Source organism: Arthrobacter sp. YAF17, assembly GCF_052113365.1.
Taxonomy (GTDB): domain Bacteria; phylum Actinomycetota; class Actinomycetes; order Actinomycetales; family Micrococcaceae; genus Arthrobacter.
Genome location: NZ_JBFRDB010000025.1, coordinates 21,637 through 36,139, shown reverse-complemented (window position 1 = coordinate 36,139; position 14,503 = coordinate 21,637). Strand labels below are relative to the sequence as shown.

Annotated in this window: 14 protein-coding genes and 6 tRNA genes; 16 read left to right on the top strand and 4 right to left on the bottom strand. The window is 67.6% G+C overall.

Features of this window, described 5'->3' with window-relative positions; translation table 11 throughout:
* Window positions 1-170 precede the first annotated feature (170 nt).
* Entirely contained in the window at window positions 171-1,019 is an 849-nt protein-coding gene (locus AB4Y67_RS17085; protein ID WP_441406941.1) for a cytochrome, read from the bottom strand.
* A 105-nt stretch (window positions 1,020-1,124) separates the two neighbouring features.
* A tRNA-Val gene (locus AB4Y67_RS17080) sits at window positions 1,125-1,196 on the bottom strand.
* A gap of 326 nt (window positions 1,197-1,522) precedes the next feature.
* Here AB4Y67_RS17080 and AB4Y67_RS17075 point away from each other — a divergent pair.
* From AB4Y67_RS17075 to AB4Y67_RS17050, 6 genes are all read left to right on the top strand, one after another.
* Window positions 1,523-1,595: transfer RNA gene (locus tag AB4Y67_RS17075), tRNA-Gly, on the top strand.
* 45 nt (window positions 1,596-1,640) lie between these two features.
* A tRNA-Cys gene (locus tag AB4Y67_RS17070) sits at window positions 1,641-1,711 on the top strand.
* Window positions 1,712-1,750: 39 nt separating this feature from the next.
* Window positions 1,751-1,825: transfer RNA gene (locus AB4Y67_RS17065), tRNA-Val, on the top strand.
* Window positions 1,826-1,880: 55 nt separating this feature from the next.
* A tRNA-Gly gene (locus AB4Y67_RS17060) sits at window positions 1,881-1,953 on the top strand.
* Window positions 1,954-1,991: 38 nt separating this feature from the next.
* Window positions 1,992-2,066, top strand: a tRNA-Val gene (locus tag AB4Y67_RS17055).
* Window positions 2,067-2,255: 189 nt separating this feature from the next.
* The gene (locus AB4Y67_RS17050; protein ID WP_441406940.1) at window positions 2,256-2,525 is read left to right on the top strand and encodes an antitoxin; all 270 of its coding nucleotides are present in this window, start codon (window positions 2,256-2,258) and stop codon (window positions 2,523-2,525) included.
* 243 nt (window positions 2,526-2,768) lie between these two features.
* On the opposite strand, the gene zapE is transcribed toward AB4Y67_RS17050, so the two are convergent.
* Window positions 2,769-3,806, bottom strand: a complete 1,038-nt coding sequence (zapE, locus tag AB4Y67_RS17045; RefSeq protein WP_441406939.1) for a cell division protein ZapE — start codon at window positions 3,804-3,806, stop codon at window positions 2,769-2,771.
* Window positions 3,807-4,047: 241 nt separating this feature from the next.
* On the opposite strand from zapE, the gene AB4Y67_RS17040 reads away from it, so the two are divergent.
* Genes AB4Y67_RS17040 through ybaK form a run of 3 tightly spaced genes read left to right on the top strand, consistent with a single transcriptional unit; the run spans window position 4,048 to window position 6,028 of the window.
* Window positions 4,048-4,965 (top strand): sulfurtransferase, encoded by a 918-nt coding sequence (locus AB4Y67_RS17040; RefSeq protein WP_441406938.1) that lies wholly within the window; start codon window positions 4,048-4,050, stop codon window positions 4,963-4,965.
* Between the two features lie 59 nt (window positions 4,966-5,024).
* A complete protein-coding gene (locus AB4Y67_RS17035) occupies window positions 5,025-5,483 on the top strand; it encodes a SufE family protein (RefSeq protein ID WP_441406937.1) in 459 nt (152 codons plus the stop codon).
* 47 nt (window positions 5,484-5,530) lie between these two features.
* Window positions 5,531-6,028, top strand: a complete 498-nt coding sequence (ybaK, locus tag AB4Y67_RS17030; protein WP_441406936.1) for a Cys-tRNA(Pro) deacylase — start codon at window positions 5,531-5,533, stop codon at window positions 6,026-6,028.
* Between the two features lie 85 nt (window positions 6,029-6,113).
* On the opposite strand, the gene AB4Y67_RS17025 is transcribed toward ybaK, so the two are convergent.
* A complete protein-coding gene (locus tag AB4Y67_RS17025; RefSeq protein WP_441406935.1) occupies window positions 6,114-7,439 on the bottom strand; it encodes an alpha/beta hydrolase family protein in 1,326 nt (441 codons plus the stop codon).
* 187 nt (window positions 7,440-7,626) lie between these two features.
* Here AB4Y67_RS17025 and AB4Y67_RS17020 point away from each other — a divergent pair, with 187 nt between their 5' ends.
* From AB4Y67_RS17020 to AB4Y67_RS16990, 7 genes are all read left to right on the top strand, one after another.
* A complete protein-coding gene (locus tag AB4Y67_RS17020) occupies window positions 7,627-8,115 on the top strand; it encodes a hypothetical protein (protein WP_441406934.1) in 489 nt (162 codons plus the stop codon).
* A gap of 14 nt (window positions 8,116-8,129) precedes the next feature.
* Window positions 8,130-8,630, top strand: a complete 501-nt coding sequence (msrB, locus tag AB4Y67_RS17015) for a peptide-methionine (R)-S-oxide reductase MsrB (RefSeq protein WP_441406933.1) — start codon at window positions 8,130-8,132, stop codon at window positions 8,628-8,630.
* Between the two features lie 265 nt (window positions 8,631-8,895).
* The gene (locus AB4Y67_RS17010) at window positions 8,896-10,305 is read left to right on the top strand and encodes a DUF6421 family protein (protein ID WP_441406932.1); all 1,410 of its coding nucleotides are present in this window, start codon (window positions 8,896-8,898) and stop codon (window positions 10,303-10,305) included.
* Window positions 10,302-11,078 carry an SDR family oxidoreductase gene (locus AB4Y67_RS17005; protein WP_441406931.1) on the top strand — a complete coding sequence of 259 codons (777 nt, stop codon included), beginning with the start codon at window positions 10,302-10,304 and terminating at the stop codon, window positions 11,076-11,078. The genes AB4Y67_RS17010 and AB4Y67_RS17005 overlap by 4 nt, the downstream gene beginning before the upstream one ends.
* A gap of 74 nt (window positions 11,079-11,152) precedes the next feature.
* Window positions 11,153-12,241: a threonine aldolase family protein gene (locus AB4Y67_RS17000; RefSeq protein WP_441406945.1), complete on the top strand. Its 1,089-nt coding sequence runs from the start codon at window positions 11,153-11,155 to the stop codon at window positions 12,239-12,241.
* A gap of 115 nt (window positions 12,242-12,356) precedes the next feature.
* On the top strand, window positions 12,357-13,001 hold the full coding sequence (locus AB4Y67_RS16995) for a DUF3000 domain-containing protein (RefSeq protein ID WP_441406944.1): 645 nt from the start codon (window positions 12,357-12,359) through the stop codon (window positions 12,999-13,001).
* Between the two features lie 86 nt (window positions 13,002-13,087).
* Window positions 13,088-14,479 carry an HRDC domain-containing protein gene (locus AB4Y67_RS16990; RefSeq protein ID WP_441406930.1) on the top strand — a complete coding sequence of 464 codons (1,392 nt, stop codon included), beginning with the start codon at window positions 13,088-13,090 and terminating at the stop codon, window positions 14,477-14,479.
* The last annotated feature ends 24 nt before the right edge of the window (window positions 14,480-14,503 follow it).

The window sequence follows — 14,503 nt, the reverse complement described above, 5'->3', positions numbered from 1 at the left end:
GCCTACCAGGGGACGCACAGCGGCACGTGTCGGTCGCGTTCGGCCTACCAGGGGACGCACAGCGGCACGTGTCGGTCGCGTTCGGCCTACCAGGGGACGCACAGCGGCACGTGTCGGTCGCGTTCGGCCTACCAGGGGACGCACAGCGGGGCGTGCCGGTGCCGTCCGGCCTACCGGGCGATGGGCGGCGGGGCGAGCGGGAGTAGCGCCGTTCCGGCGGCTGTGGTGTCGGCCGACATTTCCCAGACGCGGCGCAGGGCGCAGAACTTCCACCAGTGATGCTTCAGGACGTCCGGGTTGGCGCGCAGTGGGCGGACTTCCGTCTGGCCGACAGCAACCGCCAGCAGGATCGGGGATTCGCCGTGCTGCCAGGACTCCCACTCCCCTGCAACCGGGTCCACGAGGCTTTCCTCGGCCTTCATGCCAGCCACGAGTTGCATGACTACCTTGTCATCCAAGGGTTTGACGGTGCCGTCTCGGCTGGTGCCCTTGGTCTTGTAATCGATGAGGCAGGTCCGGCCGTTGATTTTGGCAACGAGGTCCAGGGTGCCGGCGTAGCCAACGGTCTTGTTCCAGACGGTGATTTCCGGGGCGATCGGCTCCACTTGGAAGAGATCCCACCATTCGTCGAAACGGGCTGCGAAGGCTTCTTCACCGTTCGCGGCGAGGGCTTCGCGGGTTTCCTTCATCTGGTGCGGACGGCCCAGAGCGCGCAAAGCAACCTGCTCGCAGTAGTTGTGCACCCTGTCCCCGCGCTTCGCCGCGTCGTCCCGGTAGGTCTCCGCCGCCTTCGCCGCGCGGCTCACCGCCTGGCGCACCTTGGCCGGGCTGCCGAGGATGCCGGGCAGGGTTGGATCCTGGGCGAGGCTGTTGGCACCCATGTACCCGAACCAGCCGTCCAGGCCGTGCGGCTGCTGGCCGATCACGGTGGTGATTGACGGGACGGAGAACTGCTCCGAGGTGGAGCGGGCATACATCCGGCCGTAGTCCGTGGCGTGGGCGAGAAGTGGGGCAGTCATGGCAAGACTCTTTCACGGGGCTCTGACAGTGGCGAAACAGCGGTCCGGCTGTACTAACAACAATGGTCCGCCCCGCTCGGTGAGCGGAACGGACCATTTTTTGGGTGGGCGATACTGGGTTCGAACCAGTGACCTCTTCGGTGTGAACGAAGCGCGCTACCACTGCGCCAATCGCCCCAATGCCATTGAATGCTAGCCCACCACGGCGGAATTTAGAAATCGGGGCGCCGCGATGCTCCAGTGTTCCCGAATGCGTCCATTACAGACGCACTACGGACACACCCAGGAACTCCGCAGCCCACCAGGACGCCGTGTCAGAGCCGGGGAAAGTCCAGCGAATTACAGTGCTGTAATTAGCAAGAACCCCTAGAACTCAAGGATGCGACGGCGATGGCGCCCGCCGTCGTCGTTTCGATTTGTAAGTTCCCTGAACCTCCTATAGAGTTCTTACTCGTTGGAACGCGAGGAAATGCCGATTGCGGCGGGGAATTGCAGACAATAATGCGGACGTAGCTCAGCTGGTAGAGCACCACCTTGCCAAGGTGGATGTCGCGAGTTCGAATCTCGTCGTCCGCTCGCAGGACACTGTCACGGTAAGGTTCTTCGGAATCCTATCTACACGGTGGGTTGGCCGAGAGGCGAGGCAGCGGCCTGCAAAGCCGTATACACGGGTTCGAATCCCGTACCCACCTCGGTGAAAACCCTGGTTTCCGGTCTAGGTCGGATGCAAGGGGCGATTGGCGCAGCGGTAGCGCGCTTCCCTGACACGGAAGAGGTCACTGGTTCGATCCCAGTATCGCCCACCAGAGCAAGGCAACTTGCTTGATGCAGTACCACCGGCCCAGCCGGCATGGACTAAATGCGGACGTAGCTCAGTTGGTAGAGCACCACCTTGCCAAGGTGGATGTCGCGAGTTCGAATCTCGTCGTCCGCTCTCTTCATTACAACTCCACTCCGGATCCTTCCGGTTGCGGGCGATTGGCGCAGCGGTAGCGCGCTTCCCTGACACGGAAGAGGTCACTGGTTCGATCCCAGTATCGCCCACCACAAGAGCAGCTCCCACGGAGCTGCTCTTTTTTGTGTGCGGCTCCCCTGGACCGCCCGGGTCCTTCTCCCCTGTTCTACCGCCGCGATTTCTTTTACCCTATGGGCGGACACCCTTGGCACCCCCGCCACCTCCGGCTAGGGTAGAAAACGCAAGGAGCGATCTGGCTCCGAGACCGAAGGGAGGTGCCCGTGGGATTACTTGACGATCTAAAGGGCAAGGCTCAGCAAGTAATTGGTGGCAACGAACAAGCCATCAAGGACGGCATCGAAAAGGCCGGCGACTTCGTCGACTCCAAGACCGGCGGAAAGCACGCCGACAAAATCGATGCTGTGCAGCGCGGCGCTTCCGACTTCGTGGACAAGGCGAACGACCAGCCCAATGAGGCCCCCGTCGCCGAACAGCCTCCCGTAGCCGGCCAGCCCCCCGTTGCCGGGGAACCCCGCCAGCCAGGCCTCTGACCCAGATACGTCAGCGAGGTGTCGGTCCCGCCGAGAGGCGGCGCCGGCACCTCCGGCGTTTAACGGCCCGGCGTTCAACCACAGGGTGGCCAGCGCCGCGGCCCCCAACAGCACCCAGCAATCAACGGAAAGCCCTCTGGCAGCACCTCGTGTAACGGCACTTAACGCAGCAACGCGGGGTCACCTATCGTCCATCCTGTGCATCAGGATGGGCCGTAGGTGACCCCGCGTCGCCCGGAAACGCTAGGAGGGTTCGTGGTTCTGGCCTTCGCGGGCCAGAGCGGTGAGCCGCGAGACGGCGCGGAAGTACTTCTTCATGTACCCGCCGGTCATCATTTCCTCGGTGAAGAGCTGGTCGAACGGCACGCCGCTGGCCAGGATCGGCACGTCCTTGTCGTACAGCCGGTCCGCGAGCACCACAAAACGCAGCGCGACGGCCTGCTCGGTGATGGTGTGGACGTTTTTCCAGACCACGCCCTCGATGCCGTCGAGCAACTGGCGGTAGCGGCTGGGGTGGACGCCGGCCAGGTGGTCGATCAGCGTGCTGAACTCATCCCGTGCCACCGTCTTGCCATGGAACTCGTTCTGCATGTGGTGCGTCAGCTGCTCGTTCGGCAGCGGCTGCGGCGCGGCCGGCAGTCCGCGGTGGCGGAAGTCCTCGCCGTCGATGCGGACGACGTCGAACTGGTCCGCCAGCACCTGGATTTCCCGGGCGAAGTCGACGGCGGCGAAGCGGCCGTCGCCCAGGGAGCCCGGCAGGGTGTTGGAGGTGGCCGCGAGCTTGACGCCGGCGTCGGCCAGTTCGCGCATAAGCCGGGACATCAGCACCGTGTCGCCCGGATCGTCGAGCTCGAATTCGTCGATGCAGACCAGCTTGTAGTGGCTCAGCGCCTCGACCGTCTTGCGGAAGGACAGGGCGCCAACAAGGTTGGTGTATTCGACGAAGGTGCCAAAGGCCTTGGGCCCTGGGGCGGCGTGCCACAGCGAGGCGAGCAGGTGGGTCTTGCCGACGCCGAAGCCGCCGTCGAGGTAGATCCCGGCCCGAGAGGTGTCCTTCTTGCCGAAGAGGCGCTTGAAGAGTCCATCGCCGTCGCGCGCTCCGACGTTGGCCGCGAATCCCTCCAGCGCCTTGACCGCAGTGGCCTGGCTGGGCTGGGCCGGATCCGGCCGGTAGCTGGAAAACGAAACCTCACCGAAGCGCGGCGACGGATAAAACCCGTTGAGGAGTTCATCCACTGAAACTGCCGGGGTGCGGGCGGCGAGCTGTTCGATCTGTACCAAGGTGGTCCGTTCTGCTGGTCTCTTGTCCCCAGAAAGAATACCGGCAATGCGCGGTCTCCCCGACGGGAGGTATGGTCGGGCGTCGTGCACGGAGAACGCCGCGTGACGAAGGCCATATTTCCGAGTGTGAACGCGGTGGAGCAATCCCCGCGGGGCGTGGCTAGTGTTGGAGAAGGCCCGGCGCCGCATTCGATCCTTCCATGGCCCGGCCTCCTGACCGTTTGAGTGAAAGGCTATTCAAATGCCCTACCCCGTTGAGCAGAACGAGAAGTTCGCCGCCTACGCCCACCCCGAGCGCCTCGTGTCCACCGAGTGGCTGGCTGCCGCGATCGAGTCCGGCGCACTCCAGGACGGCAAGCTCGTGGTGGTGGAATCCGACGAGGACGTGCTGCTCTACGAGACCGGCCACATCCCCGGAGCCGTGAAAATCGACTGGCACACTGACCTGAACGACGAGGTCACCCGCGACTACGTGGACGGCGCAGGGTTCGCGATCCTCGCCGCGGCCAAGGGGATCTCCCGCGACAGCACCGTGGTCATCTACGGCGACAAATCCAACTGGTGGGCCGCCTACGCCCTGTGGGTTTTCGAACTCTTCGGCCACGAGGACATCCGGCTGCTCGACGGCGGCCGGGACAAGTGGATCGCCGAAGGCCGCACCATCACCACAGACAAGCCCGCCACCACGCCCGGTGAGTACCCCGTCGTCGAACGCAACGACGCCCCGATCCGCGCCTTCAAGGAAGACGTCCTGGCGCACTTCGGCAAGCCGCTGATCGACGTCCGCTCCGCCGAGGAGTACACGGGCCAGCGCACGCACATGCCCGCCTACCCCGAGGAAGGCGCCCTGCGCGGCGGCCACATCCCCACCGCGGCCTCCATCCCCTGGGCCCGCGCAGCAGCCGAGGACGGCACCTACCGGACCCGCCCCGAGCTCGAGGCCCTGTACCTGGGCGAAGCCGGGCTGAAGGAGGGCGACGACGTCGTGGCGTACTGCCGCATCGGCGAGCGGTCCAGCCACACCTGGTTCGCGCTCAAGTACCTGCTGGGCTTCGATACGGTCCGTAACTACGACGGCTCGTGGACCGAATGGGGCAACGCCGTCCGCGTCCCGATCGCCAAGGGAACCGAACGCGGCACGGTGCCGGCTGCCCTGTAGCCCCCCGTGCGCTTCCGCCGACAAGGACACATTCGCCGCGCGTGCGTAAGCTGGAAGTGATGAATACTTCTGCCCTCCCCACCGCACTGGCGGAAATTGTTGATGACTTCCAGGCCGTTACCGAGCCCGAACGGCTCCAGCTGCTGCTCGAGTTCTCCCGCGACCTCCCGGAACTCCCGGATAGGCTCAAGGACCACCCGGAGCTGATGGAGCAGGTTGTCGAGTGCCAGTCGCCGCTGTTCCTGACGATCGAAACGGAAAAGTCCGACGGCGGCGCGGCCGGAAGCGTCCGGCTCTTCTTCAAGGCGCCGCCCGAGGCCCCCACAACGCGCGGCTTCGCGGGTGTGCTGCACGAGGGCCTCGACGGGTTGAGCCCGGCGGAGATCCTGGCCGTCCCCGACGACATGCCGGAGCTGCTGGGCCTCACCCGGGCCATCACTCCGCTGCGGATGCGCGGGATGACGGCGATGCTGGGCCGGATCAAGCGCAAGGTTGCTGCCCTCCCGCAGCAGTCCTGACCGGTCCCGGCCACCCAGGCATTCCGAAACCCGGATCTCCGAACAGAATGGCACGCAAACAGGCGTCACAGGGAACCCCGGCCACCGCAGCCCTTGCGGCCGCCGGGGTTCCCTTCGTCGCCCACCCCTACAGCCACGACCCGTCGGCCGCCAGTTACGGGCTGGAAGCGGCGGAGATGCTCGGCGTCGATCCGGCCCGGGTGTTCAAGACCCTGATGGTCGACGTCGACGGCCGGCTCGCCGTCGGCGTCGTGCCCGTGAGCGGGAACCTGGACCTCAAAGCGATGGCCGCGGCGCTGGGCGGCAAGAAGGCGGCGATGGCGGACCCGGCAGTGGCCGCGCGCCGCACCGGCTATGTGCTGGGCGGCATCTCGCCGCTGGGCCAGCGGCAGCCCTCCCCCACCGTGGTGGATGCCAGCGCCCTGGGGCTGGACACGATCCTGGTCTCGGGCGGGCGGCGGGGCCTGGACATCGAGCTGAGCCCGGCCGAACTGATCCGCCTCACCGGGGCGCAGACGGCACGGATCGGCACCGGCCGGGACTGACGGGTTCCCGAAGCCCCGGGAGCGCACAGGACGCGTCGAGCGTGCAGTAAACGGCAATGTTTTCGAGCAACACTGCCGTGAAGTGTCAACTCGGCGGAGCAGGCGCCTCGGGATTGGGCTGGCCGGGGTTCGAGCGGGGCGCGAGCTGCTGCCCGAGCCAGGCTGTCACCAGGCGCTCCCAACGCTCCGGATCCACGTTCCACTCCTTGGTGTGCCGGGCACGCTCGAAGGTCTCGAAGGTGACCATCTCCGGGTTCTTCTCGGCCAGGACCGCGGACGGGCCGTAAGGGACGTATTCGTCGTCGACGCTGTGGATGATCAGGGTGGGCGTCCGCAGCTCCACGGCGCGGGAAACCCAGTCCATCGCCTTCAGGTCCACCGGCGCCGCGAGTCCCGTGAGCCGACGGCCCAGCTTATGGCTCATCATCAGCTGCCCGTACCTGCCCACCGCGGACGGGATCCGGTTGAGTTCGGCATGATGTGCCAAAACGTTGACCCAGTTGATGACGGGGGCGTCCAGCACCATGGCCCGGATCAGGGTGCGGTAGCGGGACAAATCGGCGGTCTGGAGGCAGATGGCCCCGCCCATGGACCAGCCGAAAAGCACCACTTCGCGGGCACCATGCTCCAGCGCAAACCCGATGGCCGATTCGACGTCGCGCCATTCGGTGGAGCCAAGGCCGTAGCGCCCGTCCTGCGCGGAGGGAGCCAGCCCGTCGTTGCGGTAGGTGATCAGCAGGCTGGACATGCCCAGTTCCCGTGCCGTCCGGACCGCCCGCAGGCACTCCTGCCGGCTCGCGCCGCGGCCGTGCACCATAATCGCCCAGACGCCCGACTCCTGCGGGGCCCGGACCAGCCATGCCGGCGCGGTCCCGCCGTCGACGTCGATGTCCACGTCTTCCGACGGCAGGCCGGCGCCGGCCGGGTCCGGGTACACGGCTCCGCTCCAATAGCCGCGGCGCACGGAGCTGAGGTCGCCGCTGTAGACGGCTTCAACTTCGCGCTGCACCGTGCGCTCGGCGGGCGAGTAGGACACGATCCGGCCGATCCGGGCATGCCCCCGGCCGCCGTCGAAGAAAAACCCGTAGACACCCTCGACCGTGGCGTCGGGCGTAGCCGCGAGGATAATCTGCAGCCCATGATCGCCCCGGATCACCGCGAGCACCTCCTGGTCCTCCTCCCGGACCCGGGAGGGCGTGATCACGCGGCGGGCGAAATAGAGGGCAAGGGCTGAGGAACCGGCGGCCAGCAGGCCGGCCGCGGCGCTGCCGCCGATGATGCCCCCCAACGCCCACTTGGCACTGCCCGGGACGGAAACGTCGGCGGCAGAGTTCGCGACGGCGCGGGCGGCCTTCCCACGCGCGGTGGTGATCCGCTGCGGGTCCGGCAGGAGGCGTAGGGAGGAAGCCATGGCACCATTCTTACCGAACTCCTGGCCGGGAGTGGCATTTGGGGGCACCACGCACCACCGGAGGGCAGGTCGAGCTGGTTGGCAACGCATGCCCCGGAACCGCCGTCCGGAGCGTTCAAACAGCCCCTAGCGGGTTCTCCGCGCCCTAATCTGTGCGGGCGCACCGGCGCGCGACTAGGCTGGGGGCATGAGTGATCCAATCGTCATTTTGACAGAAGAGCCCCTCGGCGCGGACGACCGCGTCAACATCGAAACCCTGATTGCCGGCGGTGATGCGCCCGTGGTGGTCCTGGTTCCGGCCAGCACCGAGCGGCACCTCCTGGTGGATTTCCTGGAGAACCTGTCCCTGCTGGAAATCTCCAAGGCCTTCCGTGAACTGACGGCACACTCCGATCCCGCAGGGGAACGCGCCGAAGCGGCCGAGACCCTGGCCGCCTCGCTCGCGGCCCTGGCCGGGCTCGGCAGCGGTGTGACCGGCGAAATCGTCGAGGGCAAGGCCGTCGACGGAATGGTCGCCCGGGTGCGGGAGCTCGGCGCCGGACAGGCCGTCGTGATCACGCGCCCGCACGCCGTCGCGGACACCTTCCACACCGACTGGGCCACCAAGGCCCAGGACAAGCTGGGCCTTCCTGTCCTGCATCTGTACGCGGGATCGGGATTTATCGGGGACTCCTGAGCGTTATTCAGGCTATGAGCATCTTTAGCAACAGGCCCAAAGTCTCACCCGTCGCCGCCCCCGAAGGGACCGCGGCCGAAAGTGCCACCGGACCGGGCGACAATCCGTCGGTTGAAAAGTCCGACGCGCAGTGGCGCCAGGAGCTGACGCCTGACGAGTATCGCGTGCTCCGCCAGGCCGGGACCGAGCGCCCCTACACCGGCGAGTACTGGGACACCCACACCACCGGCGTCTATCAGTGCCGCGCCTGCGGCACTGAGCTGTTCACCAGCCAGGAGAAATTCGATTCGCACTGCGGCTGGCCCTCCTTCTGGGCCCCGCTCGCGGAGGGGACGGTCCGGTACATCCACGACCGCACCCTTGGCATGGAACGGGTCGAGGTCCGCTGCGCCACGTGCGACTCCCACCTTGGCCATGTGTTCGAGGGCGAAGGCTACGGAACCCCGACCGACCAGCGCTTTTGCATCAACTCGGTCTCCCTGAAGCTGGTCTCGGCGGACGACGCCGGCCAGTAGCCCGGGCGTGCAGGTAGACAACGCAAACCGGACAACTTAGGGCCCTCTTACGGCACCGCATCAGCAGTTGCCGAGGGGGCCCTTTGCCGTCCAGGCGGGGCGGGAAGCCACGCCTCCGCTGGAGCTGGCCCGGCTTGCGCAGCCCGTTTGCCACAGACTTTCTTATGCTCAGGTTGATTTTGCATTAGGGATCCTGATTGCTTGCTACGCTCGATCTAGACACTGAAGAGCGACGCTCCCAGTCAATAGAAAGGCGCCTGCTGCGATGACCACCACCGCTATCACCACCACTGCCCCGATCTCGGCCACCTCCCCGGAGTGGCTCCAGCTCAAGGCTGCCGCCACCGCCCTGCAGGCGCTCCAGGTCCAGGACGGCTCCGTCCCGGACGCCGCCAACCACGAGGCGGCCGGCGGATATGTCCGCAGCATCTCGGCGGCCATCCAGGCCCTGGCGCCGGTCTTCCCGCACGACGCCGACTACCTCTCCCTGCTCGTCACCGACTTCGGCCGCTGGGCCGACGGCGGCTTCGGCGTGCCGGACTTCCTGGACTCCCTGCAGGCCTTCCAGCCGCAGCAGCACCGGGTCAACGGACTGCAGCACCTGGTGGTCTTCCCGATGTACACGCAGAACGGCAGCAGCAGCCGCCTGGTCGAGGCCGTGCTGATCGAGGTCATCTGGCCCGAGTTCATTGGGGGCCTGGAAGAGGGCGAATACTCCAACAAGCTCTTCGTCCCGATCCGCTTCCTCGACTTCACCCCCGGCTACAACACCAACTCCGCGGTGCTGTTCCCCGAGACGGTCGCCGTCCGCGAGACCCCGACCTTCACGTGGGGCGCGATCTTCGCCGACCGCGAGGCCGCCCGCTTCCGCCGCGTCCTGCGCGCCGCCGCGGACATCACCTCCCTGCAGCTTCCCGAGGACGCCGCCGCGCTCCTGGAGGACCAGGAGCTGACGCAGGAAACGTTCGTGATGTGGGACCTCATCCACGATCGTACCCACATGCGCGGAGACCTTCCCTTCGACCCGTTCATGATCAAGCAGCGCATGCCGTACTTCCTCTACTCCCTCGAGGAACTGCGCTGCGACCTCACCGCCTTCCGCGAATCCGTGAAGATCGAAAAGGATGAGGACGCCGACCCGGAGGCCCGCCGGCACGCCAAGCTGGTCCAGTACGCCGTGATTTTCGACCGGATCTTCCGCTTCGCCATCACCGGCAGCCGGGTCCGCAACTACGACGGCCTCGGCGGCCAGCTGCTCTTCGCCTGGATGCACCAGCACCACGTCCTGCACTGGACCGACAGCAAGCTCAGCATCGACTGGGACGAAGCCGCCGGCGTCGTGGTTGAACTCGGCGCCAAAATCGAGGAGCTGTACTGGCGCTCGATCGACCGCCCGAAGATGGCCCACTGGCTCGCCGCCTACGAGCTGATCTCCGGGACCGTCACCCCCAACCCGGCCTCCGTCTGGGCCAAGGGTCCGGACGTGCTGCCGCTGGCCGGGCCGCCGCGCGGCCTCACCGACCAGGTGCTCGACGACGAGTTCCCGCTCTCCATGTTCTACGAGGCACTCGAGAAGAAGATGCGCCCCGTCATCGAATCCACGGCCGGCATCACGGGCACGTCGGACACGGGCACGGCCGGCACCGCCACAAACGCCGCAATGAACGCCGGATGAGCACCGGGCGCGCCCTGAACGTGCTGGTCACGGGCGGCAGCGGCCCTTCGGGGATCGCCGCCGCCCGCGCCCTGCGCAACGCGGGGCACACTGTCTTCACCGTGGGCTCGGACGGGCCCCGGATCGAGGCGGCCGCCGCCGAGGCCGGCAGCGGCGTCACGCCGCTCGTCTGCGACCTCGCCGACCTCGCTGACGTCCGCACACTGCACGCCACCGTGCATGCCCGACTGGCGGAAACGGGCGGGGCCGTCGACGGCGTCATCCACCTGGTGGGCGGCTGGCGCGGCGCCAAAGGCATCACGGACCAGAGCGACGAGGACTGGGAGTTCCTGGAAAGCGGCGCGGTCACCACGCTGCGGAACGTCACGCGGGTCTTCTATGACGACCTGGCGGCCTCCGACGCCGGGCGCTTCGCCATGGTGTCCTCCACCGCCGTGGGCCAGCCGACGGCGGGCGGCGCCAGCTATGTGGCCGCCAAAGCCGCCGCCGAGGCCTGGACTCTGGCCGTCGCCGACGGATTCCACCGCGGGCAGTCGGGACGCAAGCAGGAGCCCGGCACTGACACCGTCGCCGTGGAACAGCGCAGCGCCGCCGTGATCTTCGTAGTGAAGGCCCTCGTGGATGCCGCCATGCGGGCGAAGTCCCCGGAACGCACCTTCCCGGGCTTCACCGACGTCGAAGACCTGGCCGCTGCCGCCGTCGGGCTCTTCACTTCCCCCGCGGCCGAACTGAACGGCCGGCGGCTGCCGCTGGTCCCAGAAATCAAACGCTGATCCGAAACCTCAGCCGTGCCCTGGACTTAGCCGTTGGGCCCGGACTTCCTTAGACTGAAAGCGTGAGCAAATCGATGACAAGCACAGTTGAAACTGCCCCTGCCAGCACTGCGGCGCGGCTCCACGATCCCTCCGTCCGCGGCTTTGCCTCGGACAACTACTCGGGTGTCCACCCCGAAGTGCTGGCGGCCCTGGCCGCGGCCAACGAGGGCCACCAGGTCTCCTACGGCGAGGACGACTACACCGCCCGGCTGCAGCAGCTGATGGAGGATCACTTCGGCGAAGGGATCGAATGCTTCCCGGTCTTCAACGGCACCGGCGCCAATGTGCTCTCGCTGCAGTCCCTGCTGCCGCGCTGGGGCGCCGTGGTCTGCGCTTCGACCGCCCACATCAACATGGACGAGAACGGCGCGCCCGAGCGGATCGGCGGCATCAAACTGCTCCAGGTCCCCACGACGGACGGCAAGCTCACCCCCGAACTGATCGACAAGGAAGCCTGGGGCTGGGGCGACGAGCACCGCGCCCAGCCGCTGGCCGTCTCCATCACCCAGACCACCGAACTCGGCACCTGCTACACGCCTGAGGAAGTCCGGGCCATCGCGGAGCATGTCCACGCCAAGGGCATGAAGCTGCACATGGACGGCGCCCGGCTGGCCAACGCCGCCGCCCATCTGGGCGTGCCGCTGCGGGCCTTCACCCGCGACGCCGGCGTGGACATCCTTTCCTTCGGCGGCACCAAGAACGGCCTGCTGTTCGGCGAAGTTGTGATCGCCCTGAACCCGGCAGCAGCCCAGGGGCTGATCTACCTGCGCAAGATGAACATGCAGCTGGCCTCCAAGATGCGGTTTATGTCCGCCCAGTTCATCGCCCTGCTCGAGGGTGACCTCTGGCTGCGCTCGGCATCGCACGCCAACGCGATGGCGTCCCGGCTGCGGGCCGGCGTCGAGTCCATCCCCGGCGTCGAACTGAGCCAGAAGACCGAGTCCAACGGCGTGTTCGCCATCCTCCCGGCCGGCGTGGCCGACCGGCTCCGCACGTCCTTCCGCTTCTACGACTGGAACGAGGCGGCCCGCGAGGTCCGCTGGATGTGCTCCTTCGACACCACCGAGGACGACGTTGATTCCTTCATCGCTGCCATCAAGCACGAGCTCGCTGCCGGCTGATCCGGGCGGTGCGCCCGCCGCCGTCGCCCGCCGCCGTCGCCCGGCCCGGCGCAAGCCGGACCGGGCAGCGGCGGCGAGCCTGCCGGGCTGGAGAGCGCCCCTTGCATAATCTTCCATTGTGAACGCACTCGACCAGGTTCCGGCAGATTTTCTCTTTGCCTTGGGAACCCTTCGGCAGGCACGAACCCGCAGTGAACTGCGCCTCGAGGAAATCCCGGCGCCCGCGCGGCTTGCCCCGTTCGCCGTCGCGCTCGGGGCGGAAGTTGTCGCCCCGGGTGAACCCTCCGGGGCCGTCCACGGCCCGGCCGCCGCCGCCCTGGCCCGCGCGTCCGGAAGCGACGACGTCGAGCTTGCCACCGGCCGCTTCATCCTGCTGCACGACCCCGATGGCTCCGCCGTCTGGGAGGGCGAATTCCGGGTGGTCACCTACATCCGCGCACAGCTGGAACCCGAAATGGGTAACGACGAAATGCTCGGCTCCGTCGCCTGGACCTGGCTCGTCGAAGCGCTGCAGAACCACGCCGCGCCCTACCGCTCGGCCGGCGGAACCGCCACGCGGGTGCTGTCCGAAAGCTTCGGAACCCTCTCGGACCGGCCCGACTCGATCGACATTGAACTCCGGGCATCCTGGACGCCGGCCACCCCGGACATCACCTCGCACCTCGAGGCGTGGTCCGACATGGTCTGCACCTTCGCGGGCCTCCCGCCGCTGCCCGAAGGCGTCACGCCCTTGGCGCGCTGGCGCCGAGGACAGGCCTGAAATGCGGGGCGGGAACCGGGACAATCCGCCCGGTTTTGGCGAATGCGCGGCCCTCAACACCGTGTTGTCGCTAAACTGAAGTCATCATGACCCCTCATATTCCGGAAATCACCGCCGCGGGCGCGGCCGCCAACACAGCACCAACCACAGCAGAGGCCGCGGACGCCACAACCCACATCGCGGTGGACGGCTTCGACAGCCTGGTCCCCGAGGTCATCGACCTTGACGCCCCCCGCGACGGCGTGCCGCTCGTCATTGAAACCCAGTCCGGCCTGGAGCGCTGCGCCGCGGCCCTCGCCGCAGGACATGGCCCCGCGGGCGTGGACGCCGAACGCGCCTCCGGTTTCCGCTACGGCCAGCGCGCCTTCCTGGTCCAGATCCGCCGCGAAGGATCCGGCACCTGGCTGATCGATCCGGAACCCTTCGGGGACCTGAGCATCATCAACGACGCCCTGCGCGGCGTCGAATGGATCCTGCACGCGGCCAGCCAGGACCTGCCCTGCCTGTCCGAACTCGGCATGTGGCCGGACAAACTCTTTGACACCGAGCTCGCCGCCCGCCTCGCCGGGCTCCCCCGCGTCGGCCTCGCCGCGGTGATCGAACAGCTCCTTGGCTTCGGCCTCGCGAAGGAACACTCCGCCGCCGACTGGTCCACCCGGCCGCTGCCGGAACCCTGGCTGCGCTACGCCGCGCTCGACGTCGAGGTCCTCACCGAACTGCGCGAGGAACTCATCGAACTGCTCGTCGCCGACGGCAAGCTGGACTACGCCGAACRGGAATTCGCCGCCATCCTCGAGGCCGGCCAGGCGCCGCCGCGCGTGGACCCGTGGCGCAAGACGTCCGGGCTGCACCAGATCCGCGACCGGCGCCAGCTGGCCGCGGTCCGCGAACTGTGGCTCGAACGCGACTCCCTGGCGCAGAAGCGCGACGTCGCTCCCGGCCGGCTCATCCCGGATTCCGCCCTCGTCGCCGCCGCCAAGGCCATGCCCACCACCGTGCCGCAACTGCTGGGCACCAAGGGCTTCCACGGCCGCGCCGCCCAGCGCGAGGCACCGCGGTGGCTGCGCTGCATCAGCACCGCCAGGGCCCTGGAGGAACTCCCGCCCCTGCACCTGCCCACCAACGCTCCCCCGCCCCCGCGCGTATGGGCCGACCGGGACCCGGAGGCCGCCGCGAGGCTCGCCACGGCCCGGCCCCTGCTGCAGGCCAAGGCAGAGGGGCTGAACATGCCCGTGGAGAACCTGCTGACGCCGGACTTCCTCCGCCGCGTCTCCTGGCGTCCGCCGGCCGAGACCAGCGAGGAAGGCATCGCCGAGGAACTGGCGAACCTAGGGGCGCGCCAGTGGCAGGTTGAACTCGTCGCGCCGCTGATCGCGGCTGCCTTCCAGGATCCGCAGCCGCTCCCGCCCAGGGAAGCGAAATCTGTGCCGGCCACAGCTGCCGCTGCAACCGGGCCGGACACGGCACCCCAGCCGTAGTCCAAACTCGCCCCGCCCAACTCG

Excerpts from the sequence above, each read along its gene's own strand:
- AB4Y67_RS17085 (WP_441406941.1), bottom strand. The coding sequence starts at position 1,019 with ATGACTGCCCCACTTCTCGCCCACGCCACGGACTACGGCCGGATGTAT.
- AB4Y67_RS17040 (WP_441406938.1), top strand. The coding sequence starts at position 4,048 with ATGCCCTACCCCGTTGAGCAGAACGAGAAGTTCGCCGCCTACGCCCAC.
- AB4Y67_RS17035 (WP_441406937.1), top strand. The coding sequence starts at position 5,025 with ATGAATACTTCTGCCCTCCCCACCGCACTGGCGGAAATTGTTGATGAC.
- ybaK (WP_441406936.1), top strand. The coding sequence starts at position 5,531 with ATGGCACGCAAACAGGCGTCACAGGGAACCCCGGCCACCGCAGCCCTT.
- AB4Y67_RS17025 (WP_441406935.1), bottom strand. The coding sequence starts at position 7,439 with ATGGCTTCCTCCCTACGCCTCCTGCCGGACCCGCAGCGGATCACCACC.
- AB4Y67_RS17020 (WP_441406934.1), top strand. The coding sequence starts at position 7,627 with ATGAGTGATCCAATCGTCATTTTGACAGAAGAGCCCCTCGGCGCGGAC.
- msrB (WP_441406933.1), top strand. The coding sequence starts at position 8,130 with ATGAGCATCTTTAGCAACAGGCCCAAAGTCTCACCCGTCGCCGCCCCC.
- AB4Y67_RS17010 (WP_441406932.1), top strand. The coding sequence starts at position 8,896 with ATGACCACCACCGCTATCACCACCACTGCCCCGATCTCGGCCACCTCC.
- AB4Y67_RS17005 (WP_441406931.1), top strand. The coding sequence starts at position 10,302 with ATGAGCACCGGGCGCGCCCTGAACGTGCTGGTCACGGGCGGCAGCGGC.
- AB4Y67_RS17000 (WP_441406945.1), top strand. The coding sequence starts at position 11,153 with ATGACAAGCACAGTTGAAACTGCCCCTGCCAGCACTGCGGCGCGGCTC.